This is a genomic window from Pseudomonas kribbensis, assembly GCF_003352185.1.
Classification (GTDB): Bacteria; Pseudomonadota; Gammaproteobacteria; order Pseudomonadales; family Pseudomonadaceae; genus Aquipseudomonas; species Aquipseudomonas kribbensis.
Window position 1 is genome coordinate 3,646,156 of record NZ_CP029608.1, and the last position, 25,233, is coordinate 3,671,388.

The 25,233-nt window shown below is 61.4% G+C and carries 20 protein-coding genes; 9 read left to right on the forward strand and 11 right to left on the reverse strand.

All coding sequences use genetic code 11. The features are described 5' to 3' along the window. Window positions 1-17 precede the first annotated feature (17 nt). Together DLD99_RS16515 and DLD99_RS16520 are read right to left on the reverse strand one after the other, a co-directional pair. A complete protein-coding gene (locus DLD99_RS16515) occupies window positions 18-1,724 on the reverse strand; it encodes a ShlB/FhaC/HecB family hemolysin secretion/activation protein (protein WP_114883643.1) in 1,707 nt (568 codons plus the stop codon). Window positions 1,725-1,961: 237 nt separating this feature from the next. Continuing rightward, window positions 1,962-2,411, reverse strand: coding sequence for a winged helix-turn-helix transcriptional regulator (locus tag DLD99_RS16520; protein ID WP_085711606.1), 450 nt, complete (start codon window positions 2,409-2,411; stop codon window positions 1,962-1,964). Between the two features lie 181 nt (window positions 2,412-2,592). Between DLD99_RS16520 and DLD99_RS16525 the strand changes: the two genes are divergently transcribed. From DLD99_RS16525 to DLD99_RS16550, 6 genes are all read left to right on the forward strand, one after another. Beyond that, window positions 2,593-3,411 carry an alpha/beta fold hydrolase gene (locus tag DLD99_RS16525; protein WP_114883645.1) on the forward strand — a complete coding sequence of 273 codons (819 nt, stop codon included), beginning with the start codon at window positions 2,593-2,595 and terminating at the stop codon, window positions 3,409-3,411. A gap of 260 nt (window positions 3,412-3,671) precedes the next feature. Beyond that, entirely contained in the window at window positions 3,672-4,979 is a 1,308-nt protein-coding gene (locus DLD99_RS16530) for a flavin-containing monooxygenase (protein ID WP_114883647.1), read from the forward strand. Window positions 4,980-5,037: 58 nt separating this feature from the next. Further along, window positions 5,038-5,454, forward strand: a complete 417-nt coding sequence (locus tag DLD99_RS16535; protein ID WP_007950460.1) for a RidA family protein — start codon at window positions 5,038-5,040, stop codon at window positions 5,452-5,454. Between the two features lie 27 nt (window positions 5,455-5,481). Beyond that, a complete protein-coding gene (locus DLD99_RS16540; protein ID WP_114883649.1) occupies window positions 5,482-6,159 on the forward strand; it encodes a DUF1028 domain-containing protein in 678 nt (225 codons plus the stop codon). Continuing rightward, window positions 6,156-7,304 (forward strand): acetylornithine deacetylase, encoded by a 1,149-nt coding sequence (argE, locus tag DLD99_RS16545; protein WP_114883651.1) that lies wholly within the window; start codon window positions 6,156-6,158, stop codon window positions 7,302-7,304. The genes DLD99_RS16540 and argE overlap by 4 nt, the downstream gene beginning before the upstream one ends. Window positions 7,305-7,594: 290 nt before the next feature. Further along, complete coding sequence (locus tag DLD99_RS16550) at window positions 7,595-9,010, forward strand: purine-cytosine permease family protein (RefSeq protein WP_114883653.1); 1,416 nt, start codon at window positions 7,595-7,597, stop codon at window positions 9,008-9,010. 68 nt (window positions 9,011-9,078) lie between these two features. Here DLD99_RS16550 and DLD99_RS16555 read toward each other — a convergent pair whose 3' ends face one another. From DLD99_RS16555 to ptrR, 3 genes are all read right to left on the reverse strand, one after another. Then, entirely contained in the window at window positions 9,079-9,507 is a 429-nt protein-coding gene (locus tag DLD99_RS16555) for a TOBE domain-containing protein (protein WP_114883655.1), read from the reverse strand. Between the two features lie 131 nt (window positions 9,508-9,638). After that, on the reverse strand, window positions 9,639-10,301 hold the full coding sequence (locus tag DLD99_RS16560) for a M24 family metallopeptidase (protein WP_114883657.1): 663 nt from the start codon (window positions 10,299-10,301) through the stop codon (window positions 9,639-9,641). A gap of 88 nt (window positions 10,302-10,389) precedes the next feature. After that, window positions 10,390-11,271 (reverse strand): putrescine utilization regulator PtrR, encoded by an 882-nt coding sequence (gene ptrR / locus DLD99_RS16565; RefSeq protein ID WP_085711607.1) that lies wholly within the window; start codon window positions 11,269-11,271, stop codon window positions 10,390-10,392. 103 nt (window positions 11,272-11,374) lie between these two features. Between ptrR and DLD99_RS16570 the strand changes: the two genes are divergently transcribed. Next, complete coding sequence (locus tag DLD99_RS16570) at window positions 11,375-12,766, forward strand: aldehyde dehydrogenase family protein (RefSeq protein WP_114883659.1); 1,392 nt, start codon at window positions 11,375-11,377, stop codon at window positions 12,764-12,766. Window positions 12,767-12,814: 48 nt separating this feature from the next. Here DLD99_RS16570 and DLD99_RS16575 read toward each other — a convergent pair whose 3' ends face one another. Both DLD99_RS16575 and DLD99_RS16580 read right to left on the reverse strand, forming a co-directional pair. Next, window positions 12,815-14,347 carry an MFS transporter gene (locus tag DLD99_RS16575; protein ID WP_114883661.1) on the reverse strand — a complete coding sequence of 511 codons (1,533 nt, stop codon included), beginning with the start codon at window positions 14,345-14,347 and terminating at the stop codon, window positions 12,815-12,817. A 73-nt stretch (window positions 14,348-14,420) separates the two neighbouring features. Further along, entirely contained in the window at window positions 14,421-15,251 is an 831-nt protein-coding gene (locus DLD99_RS16580; RefSeq protein WP_114883663.1) for an oxidoreductase, read from the reverse strand. 130 nt (window positions 15,252-15,381) lie between these two features. Here DLD99_RS16580 and DLD99_RS16585 point away from each other — a divergent pair, with 130 nt between their 5' ends. Beyond that, on the forward strand, window positions 15,382-16,287 hold the full coding sequence (locus DLD99_RS16585) for a LysR family transcriptional regulator (RefSeq protein ID WP_114883665.1): 906 nt from the start codon (window positions 15,382-15,384) through the stop codon (window positions 16,285-16,287). Here the strand turns inward: DLD99_RS16585 and DLD99_RS16590 are convergent, their stop codons facing one another. Both DLD99_RS16590 and ydiJ read right to left on the reverse strand, forming a co-directional pair. Next, the gene (locus DLD99_RS16590) at window positions 16,288-17,457 is read right to left on the reverse strand and encodes an acetyltransferase domain-containing protein (RefSeq protein WP_114883667.1); all 1,170 of its coding nucleotides are present in this window, start codon (window positions 17,455-17,457) and stop codon (window positions 16,288-16,290) included. Between the two features lie 105 nt (window positions 17,458-17,562). Then, window positions 17,563-20,592: a D-2-hydroxyglutarate dehydrogenase YdiJ gene (gene ydiJ / locus DLD99_RS16595; protein WP_114886720.1), complete on the reverse strand. Its 3,030-nt coding sequence runs from the start codon at window positions 20,590-20,592 to the stop codon at window positions 17,563-17,565. Between the two features lie 159 nt (window positions 20,593-20,751). Here ydiJ and DLD99_RS16600 point away from each other — a divergent pair, with 159 nt between their 5' ends. Next, complete coding sequence (locus tag DLD99_RS16600) at window positions 20,752-21,636, forward strand: LysR substrate-binding domain-containing protein (protein WP_114883669.1); 885 nt, start codon at window positions 20,752-20,754, stop codon at window positions 21,634-21,636. A gap of 704 nt (window positions 21,637-22,340) precedes the next feature. Here the strand turns inward: DLD99_RS16600 and DLD99_RS16610 are convergent. Both DLD99_RS16610 and DLD99_RS16615 read right to left on the reverse strand, forming a co-directional pair. After that, window positions 22,341-23,954 (reverse strand): GMC family oxidoreductase, encoded by a 1,614-nt coding sequence (locus tag DLD99_RS16610; RefSeq protein ID WP_114883675.1) that lies wholly within the window; start codon window positions 23,952-23,954, stop codon window positions 22,341-22,343. A 60-nt stretch (window positions 23,955-24,014) separates the two neighbouring features. After that, window positions 24,015-25,232 (reverse strand): mandelate racemase/muconate lactonizing enzyme family protein, encoded by a 1,218-nt coding sequence (locus DLD99_RS16615; protein WP_114883677.1) that lies wholly within the window; start codon window positions 25,230-25,232, stop codon window positions 24,015-24,017. Window position 25,233 lies beyond the last annotated feature (1 nt).

Consider the following 25,233-nt stretch of genomic DNA (forward strand, 5'->3'; position numbering starts at 1 on the left):
CTCGGGGCAGGCGGAAATTAAATAAAGAAATCGAGGCGGAAATAGATCGGCGCTTCGCGCTCGGTCAGCGCGGCGGGTCGTTCCAGGGAATGGGCGAAGGTCACACTGGCTGCCACATGCTGGCCACGAGCAAACAACTCCAGCGAGTTGCTCGACATGCGTCCGTGCTGGTCACCGTTGTATCGATCATTGCGAATCACGCCCTGGTCGTAGCCCAGGCTGGTGCCGTACTCGGCGAACACCGGGCGCAGCCATTCGGCGGTCACCGGGCGTGCCCAGCGCAGGTCGTTGCGCCAGTAGCCGCCGCTGTCGCCGGACAGCGATTGATCCTTGTAGCCACGGATCGATGACAGCCCGCCAAGGCTGGTGCGCTGCGGACTGAACAGCACGTCTTCGCTGCGCTGGCCGGTCATCAGGCTGCTGAAGGTGAGCGACTCGCCCCACAGTTTGAACGGCTGCAGATAACTCAGGGTCGCGGTGTATTTGCGGTAGCGCGCGTCCGGTTCGCCGGGGCCCGGATCGTGACTGCCCTGGGCGTCGAACGCGCCGATGCCCTGCTGCATGCCGGCATCGAAGTTGACGAAGGCGCTGCCGATCCGCCGCCCGTGGTTGAAGCCGAACTGCGCTTCGCTGATGCGGTTGCTGCTCAGGCGCAGCTTGCTGTCTTCGATGAAGTTGTTGCTGCGCAGGTACGACAGGCCAGTGCTCAAGGACGTCTTGCTGACGGCGTCGCGGTGGATCACCCGCTCGGCACGGAACTGATGGTTTTCGCTGTCGCCGGTCTGCTTGAAGTTGTAGCCGTTGGCGGCGATCTGCGAGCGGTATTCGCTCTGGCTGTAGGTGTAGCTGAAGTTCCACCAGCCCCACGGCAAGTTGTAATTGAGCATGGCGTTGTTGGAAGTGTGCTGATGGTCGGTCATCGCATCGTGACCGCCGCGCAGGCTCAACTGATCGGCCAGGCCCAGCGGGCTGTCCCAGTCGAAGGTGGTGCCCCACTGCTGCTCGCCGGTGCTGCGCTGGCCGTCGTTGCTGCGCGACAATCCGACACGCCAGGGCTTTTGCGGGGTGTTGTTGACCAGTACATCACTGCCACCGACGTTCTTGCCCGGCGAGAGCTCCATCTTGGCCTGATTGGACGGCAGGCGATTGAGCTGATCGACCATCTGCTCGATCTCGCGCAGGTTGACCAGTTCGCCGGCCTTGCCGGGAAACGCCATCGACAGCTCACGCTCGGAAAGCTTGCTGTTGTTGGCGCCTTTCAGGCTTTCGAGTTTGCCTTCGACCACCAGCACTTTCAGGTGCCCCGCGGACAGGTCCTGTTGTGGCAGGTAGGCACGGCTGGTCACCAGCCCTTTCTCGATGTAGTGGTCGGTGATGACTTTGAGCAGTTCATTGAGCTGCGGTACGCCCAGGCACTGGCCGATGTAAGGCTTGAGCAGGCGCGCCTTGTCGCTCTCTGACAGGCTGTCGGCGCCTTTGAGTTCGATGTCCTTGATCGGGAAGCAACGGGTGTCGACCGGCGCCGTCGGTTGAACCGGCCTGGCTTCCTTGCCGGGCAGATCCTTGAGTTCTTCGAGACGCCGCTGCTGCTCTTCGAGCAGTCGGTTCTGGCGGTCGCGGATCAGGTCGGTATCACCGGGGGTGGGTGCAGCGAATACAGCATCAAGCGGAGAAAGGCACAGCAAAGCCAGGCACAACCTCGCCACGAGGGCGGGTGAGGACATGTTCGATCCCTCGAGACGGAAAGTGATATCAGAATAGTGGCGACATGTTAAAGTGCCACTATTCTGACGTCAATTTAAGGATTCACCGGAATAGTGTTGCCGACGAGCGGCATCGGCGAAATCGTCCGACTCCGACAGAGATGCAGGAGGTTTCGCAGATCAACCAAGGAAAACCGGCCACAGGATCGGCAAACGTTCCGAGAAGCGAAACATCCGACAGACCCGACTCACTTCACCTCAATGCTCAACAGCCCGTTTCGTCGCCACATCCTCCGGTGCCAGTACCCGGCCATCGGCTGACAGCAACTCCAGCTTCCTGATCGGCTTCCCTTTCTGCGCGTCGACCATCACCGACCCCGACTCACCCGGCTCAAACATGAACTCCCCGCCCCACTGCGACAGCGCGACAATCACGGTTTGCAGCGCCCGGCCCTTTTCCGTCAGCACGTACTCCTTGTAGGCACTGCCATCGGACGCCGGCACCAGGCGCAGGATGTCGCGCTCCACCAGGCCTTTGAGGCGAACGCTCAAGATGTTCTTGGCGATTTCCAGACTTCTCTCGAAATCGCCGAAACGGCGGATGCCTTCCAGCGCATCACGGACGATCAGCAACGACCACCAGTCGCCGATCAGGTCCAGCGTCCGGGCGACCGGGCAGGCATTGCCGGCAAGGCTTTTGCGCTTCATTTCGACTATCTCCGGCAAACGAAAGATGGGATGCGGTTGCATCTTACAACTCATGTTGCAGAAGCGATAACACCGGCCACCACGAACTTAGCACCTGCGTACAAGTGGCTGATGCGTTTTGTCGCGATAGTGATTGTTGCCACCACGGCAACCACATAGAGCCAACCTCCAAGGAGTTTCCATGAGCACGTTCACCACCCAAGACGGCACCGAGATCTATTTCAAGGACTGGGGCAGCGGCAGGCCCGTGCTGTTCAGCCACGGTTGGCCACTGGACGCCGACATGTGGGAATACCAGATGGAATACCTGAGCAGTCGTGGCTACCGCACCATCGCCTTCGACCGTCGCGGTTTCGGCCGCTCCGGGCAGCCGTGGACCGGCTACGACTACGACACTTTCGCCGACGACATCGCGCAGTTGATCGAGCACCTCGACCTGCGTGACGTGACCCTGGTCGGTTTCTCCATGGGCGGCGGCGATGTCAGCCGCTACATCGCACGCCACGGCAGCGAGCGCGTGGCCGGGCTGGTGCTGCTGGGCGCGGTGACGCCGCTGTTCGGCAAGAAACCGGACTTTGCCGAAGGCGTCGACAAGTCGGTGTTCGACGGGATCAAGGCCGGCCTGCTGAAGGACCGGGCGCAGTTCATCGCTGACTTTAACGCCCCGTTCTACGGCACCAATCAGGGCCAGAAAGTCTCCGAGGGCGTGCTGACGCAAACCCTGAATATCGCGTTGCTGGCTTCGCTGAAGGGCACCGTGGATTGCGTCACCGCATTTTCGGAAACCGACTTCCGCCCGGACATGGCGAAAATCGATGTGCCGACGTTGGTGATTCATGGCGATGGCGACCAGATCGTGCCGTTCGAAACCACCGGCAAACGCGCCGCCGCACAGATCAAGGGCGCCGAATTGAAGGTGTATGCCGGTGCGCCCCACGGCTTTGCGGTGACCCATGCGCAGCAATTGAATGAAGACCTGCTGGCGTTTCTCGATCGCTGAGTCCGTGTGATCCGAGCACGCCTTGCAAAGGGCCGCCGACTACCCTGTCGGCGGCCCTTTTTTTTCGTTGTCCCGGATTCCGGTGCCATGGCGAGACTCAGCATTTACGGGGCTTTGAAGCCTCTGCATCACGTTTTTATCTTCACATGCCAGCTTAATAATATTTTACCGATAACCACCCCCTCCCTAGTCTGATCCCAAGCACAGAGAACAGGTCGACAGCGGCCTGAATCCAACGGCCTCGTGAGAAGGGATCAGAGATGACCACTGAAATAATAAAAACAGACACGCTTGTTGTCGGCGCCGGTCAAGCGGGTGTGGCCATGAGTGAACACCTGAGCAAACTCGGGGTTCCGCACCTGGTGCTGGAGCGCAGCCGCATCGCCGAACGCTGGCGCACAGGGCGCTGGGATTCGCTGGTGGCCAACGGTCCGGCGTGGCACGACCGCTTTCCGGGGATGGAATTCGACGATGTCGATCCGGATGGCTTCGCTCACAAGGAGCGGGTTGCCGATTACTTCGAAGCCTATGCGAAGAAATTCAACGCGCCGATCCGCACCGGCGTGGACGTGAAGAGCGTAGTGCGCAATGTCGGTCGTCCGGGCTTCACCGTCGAGACTTCCGAAGGCGAGATCGAAGCCGCCCGCGTCGTCGCTGCGACTGGTCCGTTCCAGCGTCCGGTGATCCCGGCCATTGCGCCGAAAGATGAACGCCTGCTGCAGATTCACTCGGCCGACTACCGAAACCCGCAACAGCTGCCGGCCGGCGCGGTGCTGGTGGTCGGTGCCGGTTCGTCGGGCGTGCAGATCGCCGACGAATTGCAACGTTCGGGCAAGCAGGTTTACCTCTCGGTCGGTGCCCATGACCGCCCGCCTCGCGCTTATCGCAACCGTGATTTCTGCTGGTGGCTCGGCGTGCTCGGCGAGTGGGATCAGGCCGCAATGAAACCCGGCCGCGAGCACGTGACCATCGCCGTCAGCGGCGCCCACGGTGGCCGCACCATCGACTTCCGTGGCCTGGCCCATCGCGGCATGACCCTGGTCGGCGTCACCGAATCGTTCAGCGACGGCGTAGTGACCTTCAAACAGGACCTGCGCGACAACCTCAAGCGCGGCGACGAGAACTACCTCGCGCTGCTGGATGCCGCCGATGCCTACATCGAACGCAATGGCCTTGATCTGCCACTGGAACCGGAAGCCCGGGAAACCTATCCGGATCCTGAATGCGTGAAGAACCCACTGGCCGATCTCGATCTGGCCGCCGCCGGCATCACCTCGATCATCTGGGCCACCGGGTTTGCCGTGGACTATTCCTGGCTGAAAGTCGCCGCTTTCGACGACAACGGCAAGCCGCAACATCAGCGTGGCGTGTCCAGCGAAGCGGGTGTGTATTTCCTCGGTCTGCCGTGGCAGTCGCGACGCGGTTCGTCGTTCATCTGGGGCGTGTGGCACGACGCCAAGCACGTGGCCGATCACATCGCCACCCAGCGCAAATACCTGGCCTATCGCGATGCCGAACAACGCGAAGCCGCGCAGCACAACAAAGCCGCCGACACCGTCGACGCTTGATTTCCCTCTTCCATACCGGCGCCTGTCGCGCCGGGTTCGATTTCGTCAGGAGCCTCACATGAGTCAGCCAACCCATACCCGCATCCGCATGTTCAACACCAAGGACACCTACCCGAACCAGACCCTGGACAACGATTTGTGCCAGGCCGTGCGCGCCGGAAACACCGTGTATGTCCGTGGTCAGGTCGGCACCAATTTCGATGGCGAACTGGTCGGCCTCGGCGACCCGCGCGCGCAGACCGAACAGGCGATGCGCAACGTCAAGCAACTGCTCGAAGAGGCCGGCAGCGACCTGAGCCACATCGTCAAGACCACCACCTACCTGATCGACCCGCGCTACCGCGAACCGGTGTATCAGGAAGTCGGCAAATGGCTGAAAGGCGTGTTCCCGATTTCCACCGGGCTGGTGGTGTCGGCTTTGGGTCAGCCGCAGTGGCTGATGGAGATCGATGTGGTTGCGGTGATTCCCGAGTAATTCGACCTTAGCGAAAGGAGGCCACACATGACATTTTCCATCGCCGCCCGCTGTCCCGAAACCGGTCAGTTCGGCATCGCCATCAGTTCCTCCAGCATCGCCGTCGGCGCCCGCTGCCCGTGGCTGCTGCCCGGTGTCGGCGCGGTATCGAGCCAGAACATCACCCTGCCCTCCCTCGGCCCGGAAGTGCTCGCCCTGATGGAGCAAGGTCTGTCGCCCGAGGCGGCGCTGGACAAGGTGCTGACCCGCAATGGCTACAGTCAGTACCGGCAGATCACGGCGATCAACCACCTCGGCCAGACCGCCCATTTCAGCGGCGCGCAAACCCTTGGCGTACACAACGCGGTGTCGGGCGAGCAATGCGTGGCGGCGGGCAACATGCTCGCCGGACGCTCGGTGATCGAAGCCATGGTCAGCGCCTTCGAGGATGGCGAAGGCCAATTGGCCGACCGCCTGCTCAAGGCCCTGCACGCCGCCCAAGCCTTGGGCGGCGAAGCGGGACCGGTGCATTCGGCAGCCGTGGTCGTGGTCGGCGAACTGACCTGGCCTATCGTCAACCTGCGGGTGGACTGGGCCGATGAAGACCCGATCGGCCAGTTGCAGAAACTCTGGGACGCCTATCGTCCGCAATTGCAGGACTACATCGACCGCGCCCTCGATCCGGCCAAGGCGCCGGGCTACGGGGTTGCCGGAGACGACCGATGAGCGACAGCGTCGCGTTGCTCAAGACGCTGGTGGGGTTCGACACCACCAGCCGCGAGTCCAACCTGCAATTGATCGACTTCGTTCGCAGCTACCTCGAAGGTTTCGATGTGCCGTGCAAGCTGATCTACAACGATGAGCGCAGCAAGGCCAATCTGTTCGCCACGATTGGCCCGGCCGATCAGCCGGGCATCGTGTTGTCGGGACACACCGATGTGGTACCTGCCGATGGTCAGCCATGGACCGTGCCGCCGTTCGAACTCAGCGAGCGTGACGGCAAGTTGTACGGTCGTGGCACGGCGGACATGAAGGGCTACATCGCCTGCGTGCTGGCGCTGGTGCCGTCGTTGATCGAATCACCATTGCGTATGCCGGTGCACATTGCTCTGTCCTATGACGAAGAGGTCGGCTGCCTCGGCGTGCGTTCGTTGCTCAAGATGCTGGAGCAGCGTCCGGTCAAACCGTTGCTGTGCATCATCGGCGAGCCCACCGAACTCCAACCGGTGCTCGGGCACAAGGGCAAACTGGCGATGCGTTGCGATGTTCAGGGTCACTCCTGTCACTCTGCCTACGCGCCGCTCGGGGTCAACGCCATCGAATGCGCCGCCGAACTGATCGGCGAGCTGGGACGCATCGGTCGGCAGCTCAAGGATGAACATCTCGACCCACGTTTCGACCCGCCGTATTCCACGGTGCAAACCGGCGTGATCAGCGGTGGCAAGGCGTTGAATATCGTCCCCGCCGATTGCCGTTTTGATTTCGAAATACGCGCTCTGCCCTCGCAGGATCCGGCGGTCGTCGCGCAGCAACTCAAGGTCTACGCCGAGCAGCAAGTACTGCCGCGTATGCGTGCGGTCAGCGAGCTGAGCGATATCCGATTCAGCGAACTGTCGGCCTATCCGGGGCTGGCGACTGACGCCCGGAGCCAGGCGGCGCAATTGATCGCCACGTTCTGTGGCTCGGACGATTTCGGCACTGTGGCGTTCGGCACTGAAGGCGGTTTGTTCGACGCAGTGGGGATCCCCACAGTTGTGTGCGGTCCCGGCAGCATGGATCAGGGCCACAAGCCGGACGAGTTCGTCAGCCGCGATCAGCTCAAGGCTTGCGATGAGATCCTGCAACGGATGCTGGCGTCGATTCGCCTTTGAAAAAACCGGTCTGGCTGCTGGATAAAAGTCCGCAGCCAAGCCGCAATAACACCGACAGACAGCTGCTCCAATGGAGGTCAGCTGCGTTGCCGCTCATGGCGCTGAAACGCCCGAAACAGAGCGCTTTGAGCTGCCCGAAGAGCCTCGTATTTTTAACGTCTGAAGCAACAAAACTACTAATTTATCTCTCCCCTTTCCTTGCCCATGATCAACCCCAACAAGAAATGCGCCGTCCGTGCCGGCGCTCACTGAAGTACGTCCACGTACTCGTCCTTGCCTTGGAGTTCGTCATGGCCACCTCTGCAACAACGTCCGCACCGCTCATTGAAAAACACACGATCGGCTACGTGCCGCCCGAAGATCGCCACGGAAAGGTCAGGGATCTGTTCACCCTCTGGTTCGGCGGCAACATCGCGCCGTTGCCCATCGTCACCGGCGCCCTCGGCGTGCAACTGTTTCACCTGAATCTGCTGTGGGGCATCGTCGCCATTCTGGTCGGGCATCTCGTCGGTGGTGTGCTGATGGCGCTGCACTCGGCGCAAGGCCCGCAGATGGGCATCCCGCAGATGATTCAGAGCCGCGCACAATTCGGCTCCCTCGGCGCGCTGCTGGTGGTGTTGATTGCCGGCGTGATGTACATCGGCTTCTTCGCCTCCAACATCGTGCTGGCCGGCAAGTCCTTGCATGGCGTGGTCGACAGCGTTCCGGTGCCGGTCGGCATCGTCATCGGCGCGCTGGGTTCGGGGATCATCGGGATCATCGGTTACCGCTTCATCCACGTGCTCAACCGCATCGGCACCTGGGTGCTCGGGATCGGCATCGTGGTCGGTTTCGGCTACATCCTGACTCACGTGCAAACGGCTGACTTCCTTACCCGTGGCGGTTTCAACCTTTCAGGCTGGCTCGCGACGGTGTCGCTGGCGGCGTTGTGGCAGATTGCGTTTGCGCCTTACGTCTCGGACTACTCGCGTTATCTGCCGGCGAATGTGCCGGTGGCGGCGACGTTCTGGACCACTTACCTCGGCTCCGCGCTGGGCTCGAGCCTGTCGTTCATCTTCGGGGCGGTCGCCGTGCTGGCAACGCCGGTGGGCATGGACACCATGGACGCGGTGAAACTCGCCACCGGCTCGATCGGCCCGCTGATGCTGGTGCTGTTCCTGCTCAGCGTGATCAGCCATAACGCCCTCAACCTGTACGGCGCCGTGCTGTCGCTGATCACCCTGGTGCAGACGTTCGCCTACCGCTGGATTCCGACCGCCAAGAGCCGCGCGGTGATTTCGCTGATCGTGCTGCTGGCCTGCTGCTTTGCTGCAGTCGGTGCGTCGTCGGACTTCATCGGCCATTTCGTCGACATGGTGCTGGTGCTGCTGGTCGTGCTGGTGCCGTGGACCGCGATCAACCTGATCGACTTCTACGCCATCCACAAAGGCCAGTACGACATCGCCTCGATCTTCCAGGTCGACGGCGGCATCTACGGCCGCTATAACCCGCAAGCCTTGCTGGCGTATGCAATCGGCATCGTGGTGCAGATTCCGTTCATGAACACGCCGCTGTACGTCGGCCCGGTGTCGGCGCACATCAACGGCGCGGACCTTTCCTGGCTGGTGGGGTTGCTGGTGACGTCGCCGCTGTATTTCTGGCTGGCGAGTCGTGACAGTGCTTATCGTCGGCGGCTGATGACCGGGAAACTGGCGGGCAGTCTCTGAGATAGATAAAAAAATTCCCGGTTCGGCAAATCACCGAACCGGGCATTTTTTTCGAGTCACGCGTTTGATCAGGCCGGCACACCCAGAATGATGTGCGAAGCCTTGATCACGGCAGTGGCACTGACGCCAGCCGCCAGACCCAGTTCGTTCACCGCATCGCGGGTCACGATCGAATAGACCTTCGAACCGCCAGCCAGCTCGATCACCACTTCGGCGTTGACCGCGCCATCGGTCACGCTCAGCACCTTGCCTTGCAGGCAGTTGCGGGCCGACAGGCGAATGCCTTCGGACTCGGTCATCAGCATCACCCAAGGCGCCTTGACCAGGGCGACGGCTTCTTTGCCCACCGCAATGCCCAGGCTCTTGAGGCTGGCCAGGGTCACGACCGCCACCAGCTTCTCGCCGCCCGGCAGAGTCAGGACAACTTCGGCATTGACCGAGCCTTCCTGAACCTGGCTGACCTGACCTTTGAACACGTTGCGGGCACTGACTTTCATGATGGACGTCCTTTTGTTGACTTTGGAGTTAGGAAACGGCCTGCATCATCGTGGCAAGCGCTATGTAGTTACAACTACAGCGCTACACCTCTCTGAACATCGACTCCTGACTCTAGCACCGTCAATGTGAATCAGATCAACAGGTCTTCATAGAACGCGCCGTAGGGAAGTTCAGGGTGTTCGATCTGGATTTCCAGAATCCACACACCGGCATTCGGCGCCTGATCGAAATCACCGAGATTGCCGCCGCGATAAATCGCGTGAGGAAAATCGCTGACCCGGTGGCCCTTTATGTCCAGGTTCAACTTCCAGCCCATGGCCTGCGCCTGATCGGTGGCGTAGCGGTACAGTTCGACACCGGTTACGCCCTTGCGCCAGAAGGCTTCGACCTTGTCAAAGAGTTCCTTGGAGGCTGCCGCACAGGCGATCATTTGCGGATCAGACCCGGTGACGAACGTCGCTCCGGCATCGCCTTCGTGGCCTTCCCAGACCACGCCCATGTCGATGAAGAAAATGTCGCTCTCGCCCAGCACCGGATCGCCGTCGGAGCGTTCCTTGAAAGTCTTGAGTGTATTGGCGCCGAAGCGGATCAGCAGCGGATGCCAGATCCGGTCCATGCCCAGCTCGACGAGGATTTCCTTGCCACGTGCATGGGCTTCGGATTCGCGCATGCCGGGTTTGATCACCTTGGCGATCTCGTCCACGGCCTTCCAGGTCAACTGCTGGGCATGGCGCATGGTCTCCAGCACAAAACGCTCACCTACTGCTTCTTTACCGCTCAGGGCTGTGGTCATCGCTGATTCCTTCTGGCTAATCGCTTGCGCTGTATAGTTTTTTATATTGCGAAACAGGACGCCTAAGATACAACCATGACACAAAGTGTCAATTCTCTTCTGCACGCACCACGCCGCGCTCTTCGAGCAAGCGCACAAACATGCTCAGACTGCGCGACACCGTACCTCGCCGCCACACCAGCCAAGTGGTCAGATAGCGAAAATCCGCCGCCAGCGGCCAGACGCTTACCGTCGCGCAACCGGGCATGCTCTGCAGCATGCTGCGCGGCATCAGGGCCAGACCCGCCCCCGCGCTGACGCAGGCGAGCATGCCGTGATAGGACTCCATTTCGAAGATCTTGCCGGGCACGGCGGCGTCGGTGCTGAACCATTTTTCGAAGTGATGGCGATAGGAGCAGTTCGAGCGGAACGCATAGATGTTCTCGCCATTCACGTCCGCAGCACGCTTGATCGGCCCGTGATGCAGCGGCGAGATGATGACCATTTCCTCTTCGAACGCCGGGATGCCTTCCAGTGCCGGATGTAACACCGGGCCGTCGACAAACGCGGCCGCCAGGCGCCCGGAAAGCACACCGTCGATCATCGTCCCGGAGGGGCCGGTCGAGAGGTCCAGATCGACCTTCGGATGCTGCTGGTTATAGGTCGCCAGCAAACCGGGAATCCTCACCGCTGCGGTACTTTCCAGCGAGCCCAGCGGGAATGCACCTTGCGGTTCCTCGCCGGCCACTGTGGCGCGCGCTTCTTGCACCAGGTCGAGAATCCGCCGCGCGTACTCCAGAAAACTCCAGCCGGCCGGTGACAGGCGCAAGCGGCTTTTCTCGCGGATGAACAGATCGACGCCCAGATCCTCTTCCAGCTGCTTGATGCGGGTCGTCAGGTTCGACGGCACGCGATGGATCTGCGCCGCCGCCGCGCTGATGCTGCCGTGCTCGGCAACGGCCTTGAAGATTTCCAGTTGCACCAGATCCACAGTCATTCTCCAATCGTGAAAGAAACGCTCTTTATTATTCAGTTTCCAGAAATCAAACGCCACCCTACTCTGAGCGCATCCACTGACCTCGCAGGACGATGCCATGAGCCCGATTTCCAGCCAGACCCACGCCATCTCGATCAACCCCGCCACCGGCGAGCAGATCGGTCACTACGCCTTCGAATCCGCCGAGGCCCTCGATGCCGCGCTGACCCGTGCCGCCTTCGGATTCGGCAAATGGAAACGCAAGCCTTTGCAGGACCGCTCCCGCGCACTGACCACGCTGGCCGGCGCTCTGCGTGACAGCAGCGAAGCCATGGCGACCATGATCACCCGGGAAATGGGCAAGCCGATCGCTCAGGCCCGTGGCGAAATCGAAAAATGCGCCAAGCTCTGCGAGTGGTACGCCGAACACGGCCCGGCCATGCTCAACGCCGAAGCGACCCTGGTCGAAGGCGGCAAGGCGCGCATCGAGTACCGTCCGCTGGGGCCGATCCTCGCCGTGATGCCGTGGAACTTCCCGATCTGGCAGGTACTGCGCGGTGCCGTTCCGGCGCTGATCGCCGGCAACACCTACGTGCTCAAGCATGCGCCGAACGTGATGGGCAGCGCCTATCTGCTGCGCGATGCCTTCACCCGCGCCGGGTTTGCCGATGGCGTGTTTGAAGTGATCAACGTCACCCCGGAAGGCGTGTCCACCGCCATCGCTGACCCGCGCATTGCTGCCGTAACCCTGACCGGCAGCGTCCGCGCCGGCATGGCCATCGGCGCACAGGCCGGTGCCGCGCTGAAGAAATGCGTGCTGGAACTGGGCGGTTCCGATCCGTTCATCGTGCTCAACGACGCCGACATCGATGAAGCCGTGCAAGCAGCAGTGATCGGCCGTTACCAGAACTCCGGCCAGGTCTGCGCCGCCGCCAAACGCCTGATCATCGAAGAAGGCGTGGTCGAAGAGTTCACCCGCAAATTCGTCGAGGCCACCCGCCAGTTGAAAATGGGCGATCCGTTGTCCGCCGACAACTACATCGGCCCGATGGCTCGTTTCGATCTGCGTGACGAACTGGATCAACAGGTGCGCGACACTCTCGAAGAAGGTGCCACCCTGCTGCTCGGTGGCGGTAAGGTCGAAGGCGCAGGCAACTACTATGAGCCGACCGTGCTGGCCGATGTCACTGACCGCATGACCTCGTTCAAGCAGGAACTGTTCGGCCCGGTGGCATCGATCATCACCGCCCGCGACTGCGCCCATGCCGTGGCCCTGGCCAACGACAGTGAGTTCGGTCTGACTGCAACGATCTACACCGCCAACGTCGCCCTGGCCCATCAACTGACCAGCGAACTGGAAACCGGTGGCGTGTTCATCAACGGCTACTCCGCCAGCGACCCGCGCGTGACCTTCGGTGGCGTGAAGAAAAGCGGTTTCGGCCGTGAGCTGTCGCATTTCGGCGTGCGCGAGTTCTGCAATGCGCAGACCGTGTGGCTGGATCGCCGTTGATCCGATGAACAAAGCCCGGAAGCGTTTTGCGCTTCCGGGCTTTTTCATTTATGCCGCAGCCTGTTGTGGCTCCGATACCGTCCCCTCCTTGCTCAACAGCCCCAACACCACGGCTGCCGACGCCAGGGTGATGATCGTCAGGATGTGCAGCAGGTACTGGAACGCCGAAGCGTAGCCTTGCACCAGACGTTCATTGGCCAACCCTGGAATCGTGTTGATTGCGTGCGCCATGTCGCCTGTCGTCACCCGGTGCGCGGTTTCGGCAATCAATGCAACGTCGGCGCTGCCGGCCACCGGTTGCAGATCGGTATGCAGCAGCGAGGCAAGCATCGCCGCCACGCTGGCCAGTGCAATCCCCTCACCCGCCACCCGCACCGTGTTGAAGATCCCGGCTGCCATGCCGGCGCGCGCTTTCGGCACCACGCTGACCGACAGTCCATCCATCAAGCCCCACGGCAAACCTGCGCCGATCCCGATCAACACCATCGGCATCACCAACGCGAATTTCAATTCGCCGACGTTGTACAGACTCAGCCAGTGCAGGCCCACGGCGGCAATCAAAAAGCCCACGCCTGACAATATACCGGCCGAAAAAAAACGCGTCATCGACGCCGCAAGCATCGGCACCACCAGCATCGGCGCCGACAGCGCCAGCAACAGCAGGCCGGCGTCGATTTCACTCAAGCCTTCGACACCGATAAACCGCAGCGGCAACATGACCACCAGCACGATGTAGCAATAGCAGGTGCCGATAGGCAGCATCTGCACCCCGATGAAGCGCGGAAAACGGAACAGGGTCAGATCGAGCATCGGGCGTTTTACACGCATTTCGATGAAGACGAACAGCGCCAGCAACAACGCCGAAGCGCCCAACAGCCCCACCACCAACGGACTGCCCCAACCGCTTTCGGGGGCCTGGATAACTCCGAACGTGAACAGCGCGAGCATCGAACTGAAGGTCACGGTGCCTGGCCAGTCGAGACCGCTAGCGTCGGGGTCGCGGGTTTCACGCATGCGCGGCAGGCCGAAGACCATCGCGATCACACCGATCAGTGCGGTGAAGACAAAGATCGCACGCCAGTTGAACGCCTCGATCAGAGCCCCGGCCACCAACGGCCCGAACGCCAGGCCGATGCCGAATGTAGTGCCGAGCATGCTGTAGGCACGGGTGCGCGCATGGCCTTCGAATTCCTGCGCCAGCGCTGCCGAACCACTGGCCAGCGCCGCCGCCCCGGCCACGCCCTGAATCGCCCGAAGCACATCCAGCCAGAACACCGAAGGCGCCAGGCTCTGGGCAATCGACGCCCCGGTAAACAGCAGCATGCCGCCGGTAAACAAGCGTTTACGTCCATAAACGTCAGCCAACGCCCCCGCCGCCATCAGCAGACTGCCGAAAGACAACATGAACGCATTGGTGATCCAGGTCAGCGCCACCGGGCTGCCGCCCAGGTCACGGCCGATGGCCGGCGTCGCCACCGCGCCACCGGTAAAACTTAACGGAAGGACCAGTGCCGACAGGCAAATGGCTGCGAGGATCGGCAGTTTGTCGCGGGTGCCATGGTATTGGGAGACGGTTTTCATGATTTCATCCAATGAAAAAAATCAGGCTGCGATCAACAGAGCGCAGCCTGCGATGGCTTCAACGGGGGTTGTGTCAGTCCTTGAAATCCGTGGAAAGTGCCAGCGCATTCCACTGCGCCAGCTCCTGCGCCACCAGGCGGTTCTTCGCCTCGATTCGCGCAATGGTGTCGCTGCCCAGCGCCAACCGTTGCGGCGGGTTCGGCGCATTGATCAGCGCCAGCATGGCTTCGGCGAACTTCACCGGATCTCCCGGCTGCGCGTGGTTGGCGGCTTCGGCGAAGGTGCGCATCTTGCCCACGGTTTCGTCGTAGTCCGGCAGCACCAGCGCGGTCTTGACCAGCGATTGTTCGTCGAGGAAATCCGTGCGAAAGAAACCCGGTTCGACCACCGTGACCTGAATGCCCAGTGGCGCCAGTTCCTGATGCAGCGCTTCGCTGATGCCTTCCACCGCGAACTTGGTCGAGCCGTAGACACCCCAACCCATGTAGGCCTGATAACCGCCGATGGACGAGATGTTGATCACCCGTCCGCTACGCTGGGCGCGCATGTGCGGCAGCACGGCGCGAGTGACGTTGAGCAAGCCGAAGACGTTGGTGGCGAACAGGCGCTCGGTTTCGCTGGCGCTGGTTTCTTCCACCGCGCCCAGCACGCCGAAGCCGGCATTGTTGATCAGCACATCGATGCGGCCGAAACGCTTGATCCCCTCTGCCACCGCTTGGTGGGCCTCCTCTTCACGGGTGACATCCAGACGCAGCGCCAGCAGGTTCGGGTGCTCGCCGAGACGATCCGTGATGTCCTGCGGTTTGCGCGCGGTGGCAATCACCGCGTCGCCAGCACGCAGGGCGCGTTCCGCGATGAGGGTGCCAAAACCACGGGAAGCTCCGGTAATCAGCCAGGTACGCATAACAACTCCTCCTGTCAGTGACCCTGGCGTTATTGCCGGGCCTTCTCGATGAGTTGATGCGACTTTAAAGCCGTGCTACTGATGCGATAATCCCAACAAAATTACATGACTTTGTGAAAGGTGCTCATCAATGAAAAGTCCGTCCACGGCGGATCTGTCGATCTTTCTGAGCATCGCCCAGCATCTGAACTTCAGTCGTGCGGCGGTGGATCTGGGCCTGACACCTTCGGCACTGAGTCACTCGTTGCGGGCTCTGGAAAACCGACTTGGCGTGCGCCTGTTCAATCGCACCACCCGCAGCGTTGCGCTGACCGAGGCTGGCGAACGGCTTTACGCGCGGCTGAAACCGGCATTTCGCGATATCGAAGATGCGCTTGAAGACCTCAACCATTTTCGCGACAAACCTTCGGGCAACCTGCGCATCACCTCCGGGCGCCAGGCGTGCGAACTGGTGCTGCTGCCGATTGCCAGCGAGTTCTTGCAGGCCTACCCGGACATTCGTCTGGAAGTGGTCGAAAGCGATGCGCTGCTGGATATCGTCGCTGCCGGATTCGATGCGGGCGTACGTTTCGGCAATCGGCTGGAGGCGGACATGGTATCGCTACCTATCGGGCCGAACCTGCGTTCAGTGGTGGTCGGTTCGCCGGCGTTTTTCCAGCGACATCCTGCACCTAAGAAACCGGAAGACCTGCATGCCCTGCCCTGCATCCGCCATCGGTTCCCGAGCGGTTCGATGTACCGCTGGGAGTTCGAACGCGGAGGCATTGAACAGGAAATCGAAGTCAACGGCCCGCTGACCCTGGGCGATGTCAGCCTGATGGTCGGCCCGGCGTTGCAAGGCCTGGGACTGGCCTATGTGTTCGAAGACATGGTTAGCGAACACCTCGCGGCCGGGCGTCTGGTGCAGGTGCTGGCGGACTGGTGCCCGTACTATCCCGGGCTGCACCTGTATTACCCGAGTCGGCGCCATGTACCGGCGCCGCTCAAGGCTTTCATCGACTTTGCCCGCAATGTTCGCGACGGCAAAACCGGGTAGTTACAGGTACTTCAACCAGGCGATGTCCCGTCGCCGAGCCTTCAATGCCGAGAACCAACGCACGGCCGGGAACAACCCGACCGCCAGCACCATCGCCGCCAGCCACACTGCCGCCACCGACGAGAAGCCGAAATAACTGCCCTGATTGAGCCCGACCAACGCCACACCGATCAGGTACAGCACCTTCAGCGCATACAGGTGCAGCAGATAGAAAAACATCGGTGCCGAACCGAACACCGTCAGCCAGCGAATCCAGCGTCGCTCCTGCGAGCGCTCGAACACCAGCAACAGCAGCAGCCCGACGCTCACCGTCAGCGTAATGAACAACAGCGACGGCGGGTATTTGGTGATGTTGAAAAAGCTCATCAGGGTCTGCAGGCTGCTGTCATTGATCGACCACGGTTTCTCGCCGTAACCGTTGACCAGCCGCAGCGCCACGAAACCCAGCAGCCCGGCGAAGCCGCCGATCAACAAGCGACGCTGCCGCACACCTGCATCGGCAGCGCGAGCGAACCACGGCCCCAGCGCGTACCCCAGACCGATCACGCCAATCCACGGCAACAGTGGGTACGAGGTGCGCAGGCGCAAACTCTCGCTGACTTCGATCCAGCCCCGGTCATGCAGGATCGCCCAGGGCACATGCAGCGCCGATCCCGTTCCGAAATGCACACCATCGAGCAGGTTGTGCCCGGCGATGATTGCCAAGCTCAGCGTCAACAGCAACCAGCGTGGCAGCCAGACCAGCAGCGACAGCGCGATCATGCTCAGGCCGATGGCCCAGATCACTTGCAGGTAGATCACGCTCGGCGGCAGCTGGAACGTCCAGGCGAAATTCACCAGGGTGAATTCGAGCGCGACCAGGAACAAGCCACGCTTGAACAGAAAGGCACTAACATCAGCCTTGCCGTCGTACTTCTCCCCGAACAGCCACGCCGACAACCCGGTCAGCAGCACGAACACCGGCGCGCAGAGATGCGCCAAGGTACGGCTGAAGAACAGCGCCGGCTCGGTGCTGGCGATGTCCATTGGATCGGACACCTGACGATGCAACAGAAAGGTCTCGCGCACGTGATCCAGCAACATGAACAGAATCACCAGGCCACGCAGCGCATCAATGGACAGCAGCCGGCCAGTCGCCGGCGGGACATTTCGGGGAACAGCAAGGGTCATGAAGGGTTCGCAATCGAGTGAAGAGTTCGATCGGGCCGCATGCTGACAGCCCGAATATTTGCGTTACTTTATAACATGAAAAGTCGCTTCAATTGCCAACGGTTCTCAAGCAGAACGCAGCCTTTCAAGCAGCACCTGCAACGGATGACGCACCGCTCGGTCGGCCTGCCTCTTGACCTGGCTGCGGCACGAATAGCCGGTCGCCAACGCCTCGCCCCGCTCTGCCGGTGCCTCGATCTGCTTCGCCCAGGACTGCTCGTAAATCACCGCCAAGGTCTCGCGATTGCGCGCTTCGTGGCCGTACGTGCCGGACATCCCGCAGCAACCGGTGGCCTGGGTCGTCAGCTTCAAACCGACCCGTTCGAACACTTGCTCCCATTGCCGGGTCGCGGCGGGCGCATTGGTCTTCTCGGTGCAGTGCGCCAGCAGACGGAAGGTTTCCTCGCGGCGCTGATCGACTTGCTCCGGCATGACCTTGAGCAGCCACTCCTGCACCAGCGCCACCTCCGGGCATTTTTCCATCCCCGGCACTTTCAGATATTCCTGGCGATAAACCAGCGTCATCGCCGGATCGAGCCCTACCAGCGGCACACCGATCTCGGCCAGCGCGCGCAGTTGCCCGGCATTGCGCAACGCCGCGCGATTGAACGCAGACAGGAAGCCCTGCACATGCAGCGGTTTGCCATTGGCGCTGAACGGTGCCAGATAAACCTGATAGCCCAGTCGCGAAATCAGCTCGATCAGATCCGCCAGCAATGGCGCCTCGAAATACCGGGTGAACGCATCCTGCACCAGCACCACGCTGCGCTCGCGTTGTGCTTGAGTCAGCGTCGAAAGCACCTCGACCGACGCCGGCTGAACCTGCCAGCGACGCATGGCCGCGTGGAAATCGAAACGGCTGAGCAACGGCACATCGACCATGCCACCGAGTCGCTCGATCAAGCGGCGGCTGAACGAGGCGCCCATCAAACCGTTGTAGAGAAACGGAATCCGCGCCATGTACGGAATCGTGTACTCCAGCGAGGCAATCAGATAATCCCGCGCCGGTCGCAGGTAACGGGTGTGGTACAGCTCCAGGAACCGCGAACGGAAGTCCGGCACGTTGACCTTCACCGGGCACTGCCCCGCACAGGACTTGCACGCCAGGCACCCGGCCATGGCGTCGTACACCTCGTGGGAGAAGTCCTTTTCCTGGGCACGGCTGTTGCGCCAGCGCTGCAGCAATGTGCTGAAAAACGGCGGACGGCGACTGGCATCGGCCAACACATCGACACCCGCTTCGCCCTGCAAACGCAGCCATTCGCGAATCAGCGAGGCGCGGCCCTTGGGCGATTGCGCACGCTGGCGAGTGGCTTTCCACGACGGGCACATCGCATCGTCGGGATCGAAGTTGTAGCAGGCGCCGTTGCCGTTGCAGTGCATGGCCGCGCCGTAGTCCTGCCAGACTTTCTCGTCGATCTGCCGATCGAGTTCGCCGCGCAGGGTCACTTCGTCGATTTTCAGCAATGCCGCGCCGGGAATATTCGGCGTGGCAATCTTGCCGGGATTGAACTGGTTGAACGGATCGAACGCCGCCTTCAACGCTTGCAGCGCCGGGTATAACTCGCCGAAAAAGGCCGGTGCGTATTCCGAGCGCAGGCCTTTGCCGTGCTCGCCCCACAACAGGCCACCGTAACGCTGGGTCAGCGCGGCGACGCCGTCCGACACCGGTCGTACCAACGCCGCTTGTTGCGGGTCTTTCATGTCGAGAATCGGCCGCACGTGCAGCACGCCGGCATCGACGTGGCCGAACATGCCGTATTGCAGATTGTGGCTGTCGAGCAGGTCGCGCAGCTCGGCGATGTATTCGGCCAGGTGTTGCGGCGGCACGGCGGTGTCTTCGACAAAGGGCTGCGGCCGCGCTTCACCGGCGACGTTGCCGAGCAAACCCACCGCACGCTTGCGCATGCCATAAACGCGGTTCACCGCCGCATGACCGACGGCCAGCGTGTGGCCCAGCCGCTCGACCGTGGCATCGGTGCCCAAGTGCTGGATGAAAGCCTCGACCCGGCCTTGCAGCTCCTCGGGATCGTCGCCGCAGAACTCCACCAGATTGATCCCCAGCGTCGGCCGTTCGGCGCTTTCCGGGAAATACTCGGCAACGCCGTGCCAGACGATGTCCTGCATCGCCAGCAACAGCACTTTGGAGTCGACGGTTTCAATCGACAGCGGCTTGAGCGCCATCAACGCCCGGGCATCGCGCAACGCGTCCATGAAGCCGGCGTAGCGGATGTTCACCAGCATGGTGTGCTTGGGGATCGGCAATACGTTGAGCTTGGCCTCGACCACAAACCCCAGCGAACCTTCGGCGCCGCACAGCACGCTGTTGAGGTTGAAACGGTTGTCGGCCTCGCGCAGGTGCGCCAGGTCGTAGCCGGTCAGGCAACGGTTGAGGTCAGGAAAGGTTTCCCGGATCAACTCGCCCTGCTCATCGATGATCTGCCGCGCGCAGCGATACACTTCGCCGGCCCGGCCCTCGCGGGAGCACTCCGCTGCCAGTTCGCTTTCTTCCAGTGGACGACCGTGCAAGCGCTCGCCACCGCGCAGGACCATGTGCAGTTCCAGCACGTGATCGCGGGTCTTGCCGTAGGTGCAGCTGCCCTGGCCGCTGGCATCGGTGTTGATCATGCCGCCGACGGTGGCGCGGTTCGAGGTCGACAGTTCCGGGGCAAAAAACAGCCCGGCGGATTTCAGCGCGGCGTTCAGTTGATCCTTCACCACGCCGGCCTGCACCCGCACCCAACGCTGTTCAACGTTGATTTCAAGGATGCGGTTCATGTGCCGCGACAGGTCCACGACGATGCCGTCGGTCAACGACTGGCCGTTGGTGCCGGTGCCTCCGCCGCGAGGTGTTATCACCACCTTCTGGTACGCCGGCTCGGCAATCAGGCGTGCCAGCAACGCCACGTCGTCGGCGTCGCGCGGGAATACCGCTGCTTGCGGCAAGCGCTGATAGATCGAGTTGTCAGTGGCCAGCACCACGCGGCTGGCGTAGTCGGCACTGATTTCGCCGCGAAAACCGCTGGTTTCAAGGGCTTTGAGAAACTGTTGGTAGTCGGTGTTCAGCGTGGTGGAAGGCGACAGCTGGGCAATCATCGGGCGTGCAATCTCGGTCAAAAACGGGCCGTGTGGCGGTGAACAGTTGTGCGCAATGAATGATTGCGTCACGCTCCCGCCATCTCATAGGCCTTATGTTCATTGCAGAGCGATGTCGGGACAACCGTAAAATCGACCCGCAATCCATGACTAAAACGAATGAATCCGCGAACCCTCACTCCCTCGATGTCGTTGCTGCTGGCCTTTGAAGCCGCCGCACGCCATGAAAGCTACACCCGCGCCGCCCATGAACTGTCGCTGACCCAGAGCGCGGTCAGTCGTCAGGTGCAGATTCTGGAAAAGATGCTCGGCATGCGCCTGTTCAGCCGCGAAGGCCGGCGGGTGATCCTTACCGACGTCGGGCGCATGTATCAGCGCGAACTGTCCGAAGCCCTCGGCCAGATCCGCAGCGCAACGCTGCAGGCCATGGCGTTTGGCTCGGGAATTCACAGCCTGCGCCTGGCGACTTTGCCGACCTTCGGCTCGAAATGGCTGCTGCCCCGCCTGAAGGACTTTTACACGGCGCACCCGGGCATGACCGTGCACCTGCATTCGCGCATCGAAGCCATCGACTTCGACACCAGTGAAATCGACGCGGCGATTTGTGTTGGCGGCGGCGACTGGCCGGGGCTGACCGCCCACCGTCTGCACACCGAAGAACTGGTGGTGATCGCCAGTGCGCAATTGTCCGACGCCGAACGTCTTGCGGCCAACAAGGATATCGCCGGGCAGCTTCTTCTCAATGTCAGCAGCAACGCCCAGGCCTGGTCCGAATGGTTCAGCCATCACGCCCTGCCCCATCGCAGCATGCGCATCGGCCCTAGCTTCGAGATGACGTCGCACCTGATCCAAGCCGTGCGCGCCAATATCGGCATCGGACTGGTGCCAAGGATTCTGGTGGAGGATGAGCTGCACAGCCGTGAGCTGGTGCAACTGGGGGAACCGATCAGCAGTCGGCGCAGCTATTACCTGGTGTACCCGGCGCGCAATGAGTCGCTGGCGTCGTTGAAGGCGTTTCGGGATTGGTTGGTGCAGACGCTCTGAGTTGGCGAGCCTGAACCGGGGAGTTGGCAACCGGGGCGAATAATCGCCCCTTGTATCGGCTAACGCTTCAGCGGTGGTGGTGCCTTTGGACCCTTGATCAATGGTTGCTCCAGCAACTTCCCGTCGGGCCCGACGAATAGGCGTTCCAAATGTTTCGGCATTGGTTGCGGTGCTCTGGCAGTCATGATGATTCCTCTGATGCTGGGCTGAACTCAACCCATTTAACCTTTGCGGAATCTATCAGCAAAAATTCGGCGCCAATAGGATCCAATTTGCCATCGTCATTGAGCCAGCGTGGAAACTTCATCAAAAACTGACCGGTGTTCGACTCCGGTGGCCACTCGACTGGCCAGCCTAGAACGCGCCTTTCATCATCCAGATGAAGGGTGATGAATCGATCATATTGAGTGAAAGCGCAGAACCATTCACTGGGATAGGAAGATTGTTTCGTTACGTTTCTGCTGCGCAACCACCTATGCAATTTGCCATTGGTGGCCAGACAACAAGCCATCAACCCCAGCAGCAACGAAGTAGAAAATGCCCAGCACGCTTCAGCCTTGGCATCCCACTTTCCTACGGCAAATCCCTTCTCTCCCGCATCAAAAAACTAATCTTCCAGAAACAGCAATGCCGGCCCGTAATGGGCCGGCATTCAAAGCCTAGTGCACGCAGGAAAGACGCTTGCGATCAACTGTCACCGCGCATTACGCATCCTGCAGAATCAGATCCGCGCCCTTCTCCGCCACCATCAGCACCGCCGCATGGGTGTTGCCCGACGTGACGTTGGGGAAGATCGACGCATCGACGATCCGCAAGCCCTCAAGGCCATGCACCTTGAGGCGCTTGTCGACCACCGAAGTCTGCTCATCCGCACCCATCGCGCAGGAACCGCACAGGTGATAGATCGAGCCGCAGTTGTCACGGAAGTACTGCAGCATCTGCTCGTCGGTTTCCACCGCCGGCCCCGGCAAGACTTCATCAACCGTGATGCCCTTCAGCGCCGGAGCGCCCATGATCTTGCGCATCAGTCGACTGCCCTGGATGACCTCGTCGATGTCCTTCTGCGTGCTCAGGTAGTTCGGGTCGATCAACGCGGCATCGCGCGGATTCTTCGAGGCAATCGTGATGTGACCACGACTGGTCGGGCGGCACGGGTTGAAGCACAGCAGAAAGCCTGAATACGGCTCGGGCTTGAGGCTGGCCTTGTTGTTTTTCGGAATCTGGTACGACAGCGGGTTGAAATACAGCTGCAGGTTCGGATGGCTCTGCTCCGAGTTGCCTCGAAAGAAACCGCCCGCCTGATTGACGCTCATCGCCAGCGCGCCCTTGCGGGTCAGCAGGTATTTCACGCCGAGCTTGAACTGGCCGAACAGCGAGCTCAGCTCATCATTCAACGTCGGGATATTGGCCTTGTAGTAGTAGCTGACGCACAGGTGATCCTGCAGGTTCTGCCCCACTGCCGGCAGGTGTTTGACCAGCGGAATCTGATGCTTGGCCAGCAAGGCACGATCCGCCACGCCGGACAGTTGCAGGATCTTCGGCGTGTCGACAGCACCGGCGCACAGGATCACTTCCTTGCGCGCCGTGAAGGTTCGCACCACGCCATGCTGGGTGATGGATATCCCCGTGGCACGTCGCTGGCTTTCATCGAACAGCACACGGTCGACCAGCGCGTAGTGCTCGACTGTCAGGTTTGGCCGGCTCAGTGCCGGATGCAGATGGGCGAAGCTGCTGGAGCTGCGCTGACCGTTGCGGGTGTTGACGTCATAGATGCCCGCACCTTCGAATTTCGGACCGTTGAAATCATCGCTGCGCGGGTAACCGAGTTCGTCGCAGCCCTTGAGGAACACGTCGCAGATCGGGTGGGTCTGGCCGGCCATCGGGGTGATGCTGATCGGGCCGCTGCCACCGTGGTATTCGCTGTCGCCCAGCGGATGGTTTTCCAGTTTGCGGAAGTACGGCAGCACATCCTTGAAGCCCCAGCCGTCATTGCCGTTGGCCGCCCAGTCGTTGAAATCATGGGCCTGACCACGTACGTAGATCATCGCGTTGATCGAGCCCGAACCGCCCTGGACCTTGCCGCGCGGGGCGTAGATTTCGCGATTGCCCAACTGCTTCTGCGGCTGGCTGTAGTACATCCAGTTGAAGGTCGGGTTGTAATACATTTTGGCGAAGCCGACCGGGATCTTGAACCACAGGGAACTGTCCTTGCCGCCCGCCTCCAGCAGCAGCACCGTGTGTTGGCCCGAGGCCGAGAGCCGATTGGCCAGCACGCAGCCAGCGGCGCCTGCGCCAGCGATGATGTAGTCGTATGTCATGCACGGTTACCGCGTAAGTCTTTTTATCGAACCCGCCCGTTGCCGGACGGGGAAATCCCGTCAGCCCTTGGCCGGCGATGTGTCTTTGACGTCGGCCGGGGTCGGGGCCATTTGCAGGTGCAGACGCTCACCGGTGTACGGCGAATGCTTGCGCACCACGTCCATGTTCAGCTCCACGCCCAGGCCCGGTTCGGTGGACGGGATGATGTAGCCGTCCTCCCACTGCAACGGCTTTTTCAGGACCTCGGCGTGGAAGCCGCCCCAGGTCTCGATGCTTTCCTGAATCAGGAAGTTCGGTGTGCAGGCCGCGAGCTGGAAACTCGCCGCTGCGCCAATCGGCCCGTTGTACAGATGCGGGGCGATTTGCGCGTAATAGGCCTCGGCCATGCTGGCGATCTTCTTGCCTTCGAGCAGGCCGCCGCAGCGCGCCACGTTCATCTGCAGAATCGACGCACCGCCGGCCTGCAACAGCTTGAAGAATTCGTACTTGGTGGTCAGGCGCTCACCGGTGGCAATCGGAATGCTGGTCTTGGCCGCGACTTGCGCCATGGCCTCTTCCTGGCCCGGCGGCACCGGCTCTTCGAACCACAGCGGGTCGTATTTCTCCAGGCGTTTGGCCAGCCGAATCGCCGAGGACGGAACCATTTGCCCGTGGGTGCCGAACAGCAGATCGCACTTGTTGCCCACCGCTTCGCGGATCTTGCGGCAGAAGGTTTCGCAGCGCTCCAGCACTTCCAGCGAGATCTGGTGCCCGGAGTACGCGGTGTACGGCCCGGCCGGGTCGAACTTCACGGCGGTGAAGCCCTTGTTCATGTTGTCGATGGCGCACTCGGCCGCCAGGTCCGGGTCGTCGTAGTCATACTCGCCACGGCTGTTGACCGGGTACAGGTAGGTGTAGGAACGCAGGCGTTCGTGAACCTTGCCGCCGAGCAGTTCGTAGACCGGCTTGTTCGCAGCCTTGCCGACGATGTCCCAGCAGGCCATTTCCAGGCCGCTGACCACGCCCATCATGGTCAGGTCGGGACGCTGGGTGAAACCACTCGAATAGGCCTGACGGAAGAAGCGCTCGATGTGGTGCGGATCCTGATTCAGCAGGTAGCGCTCAAACACGTCTTCGATGATCGGCAGCATGGCTTTGGGGCCGAAGGTGGCGGCGTAGATCTCGCCGACGCCTTCGATGCCGCAGTCGGTCTTGAGCTTGACGAACAGCCAGTACATGCCGCCGATATGCGGTGGCGGTACGGCGACGATATGGGTTTCAAGGGCGACGATTTTCATC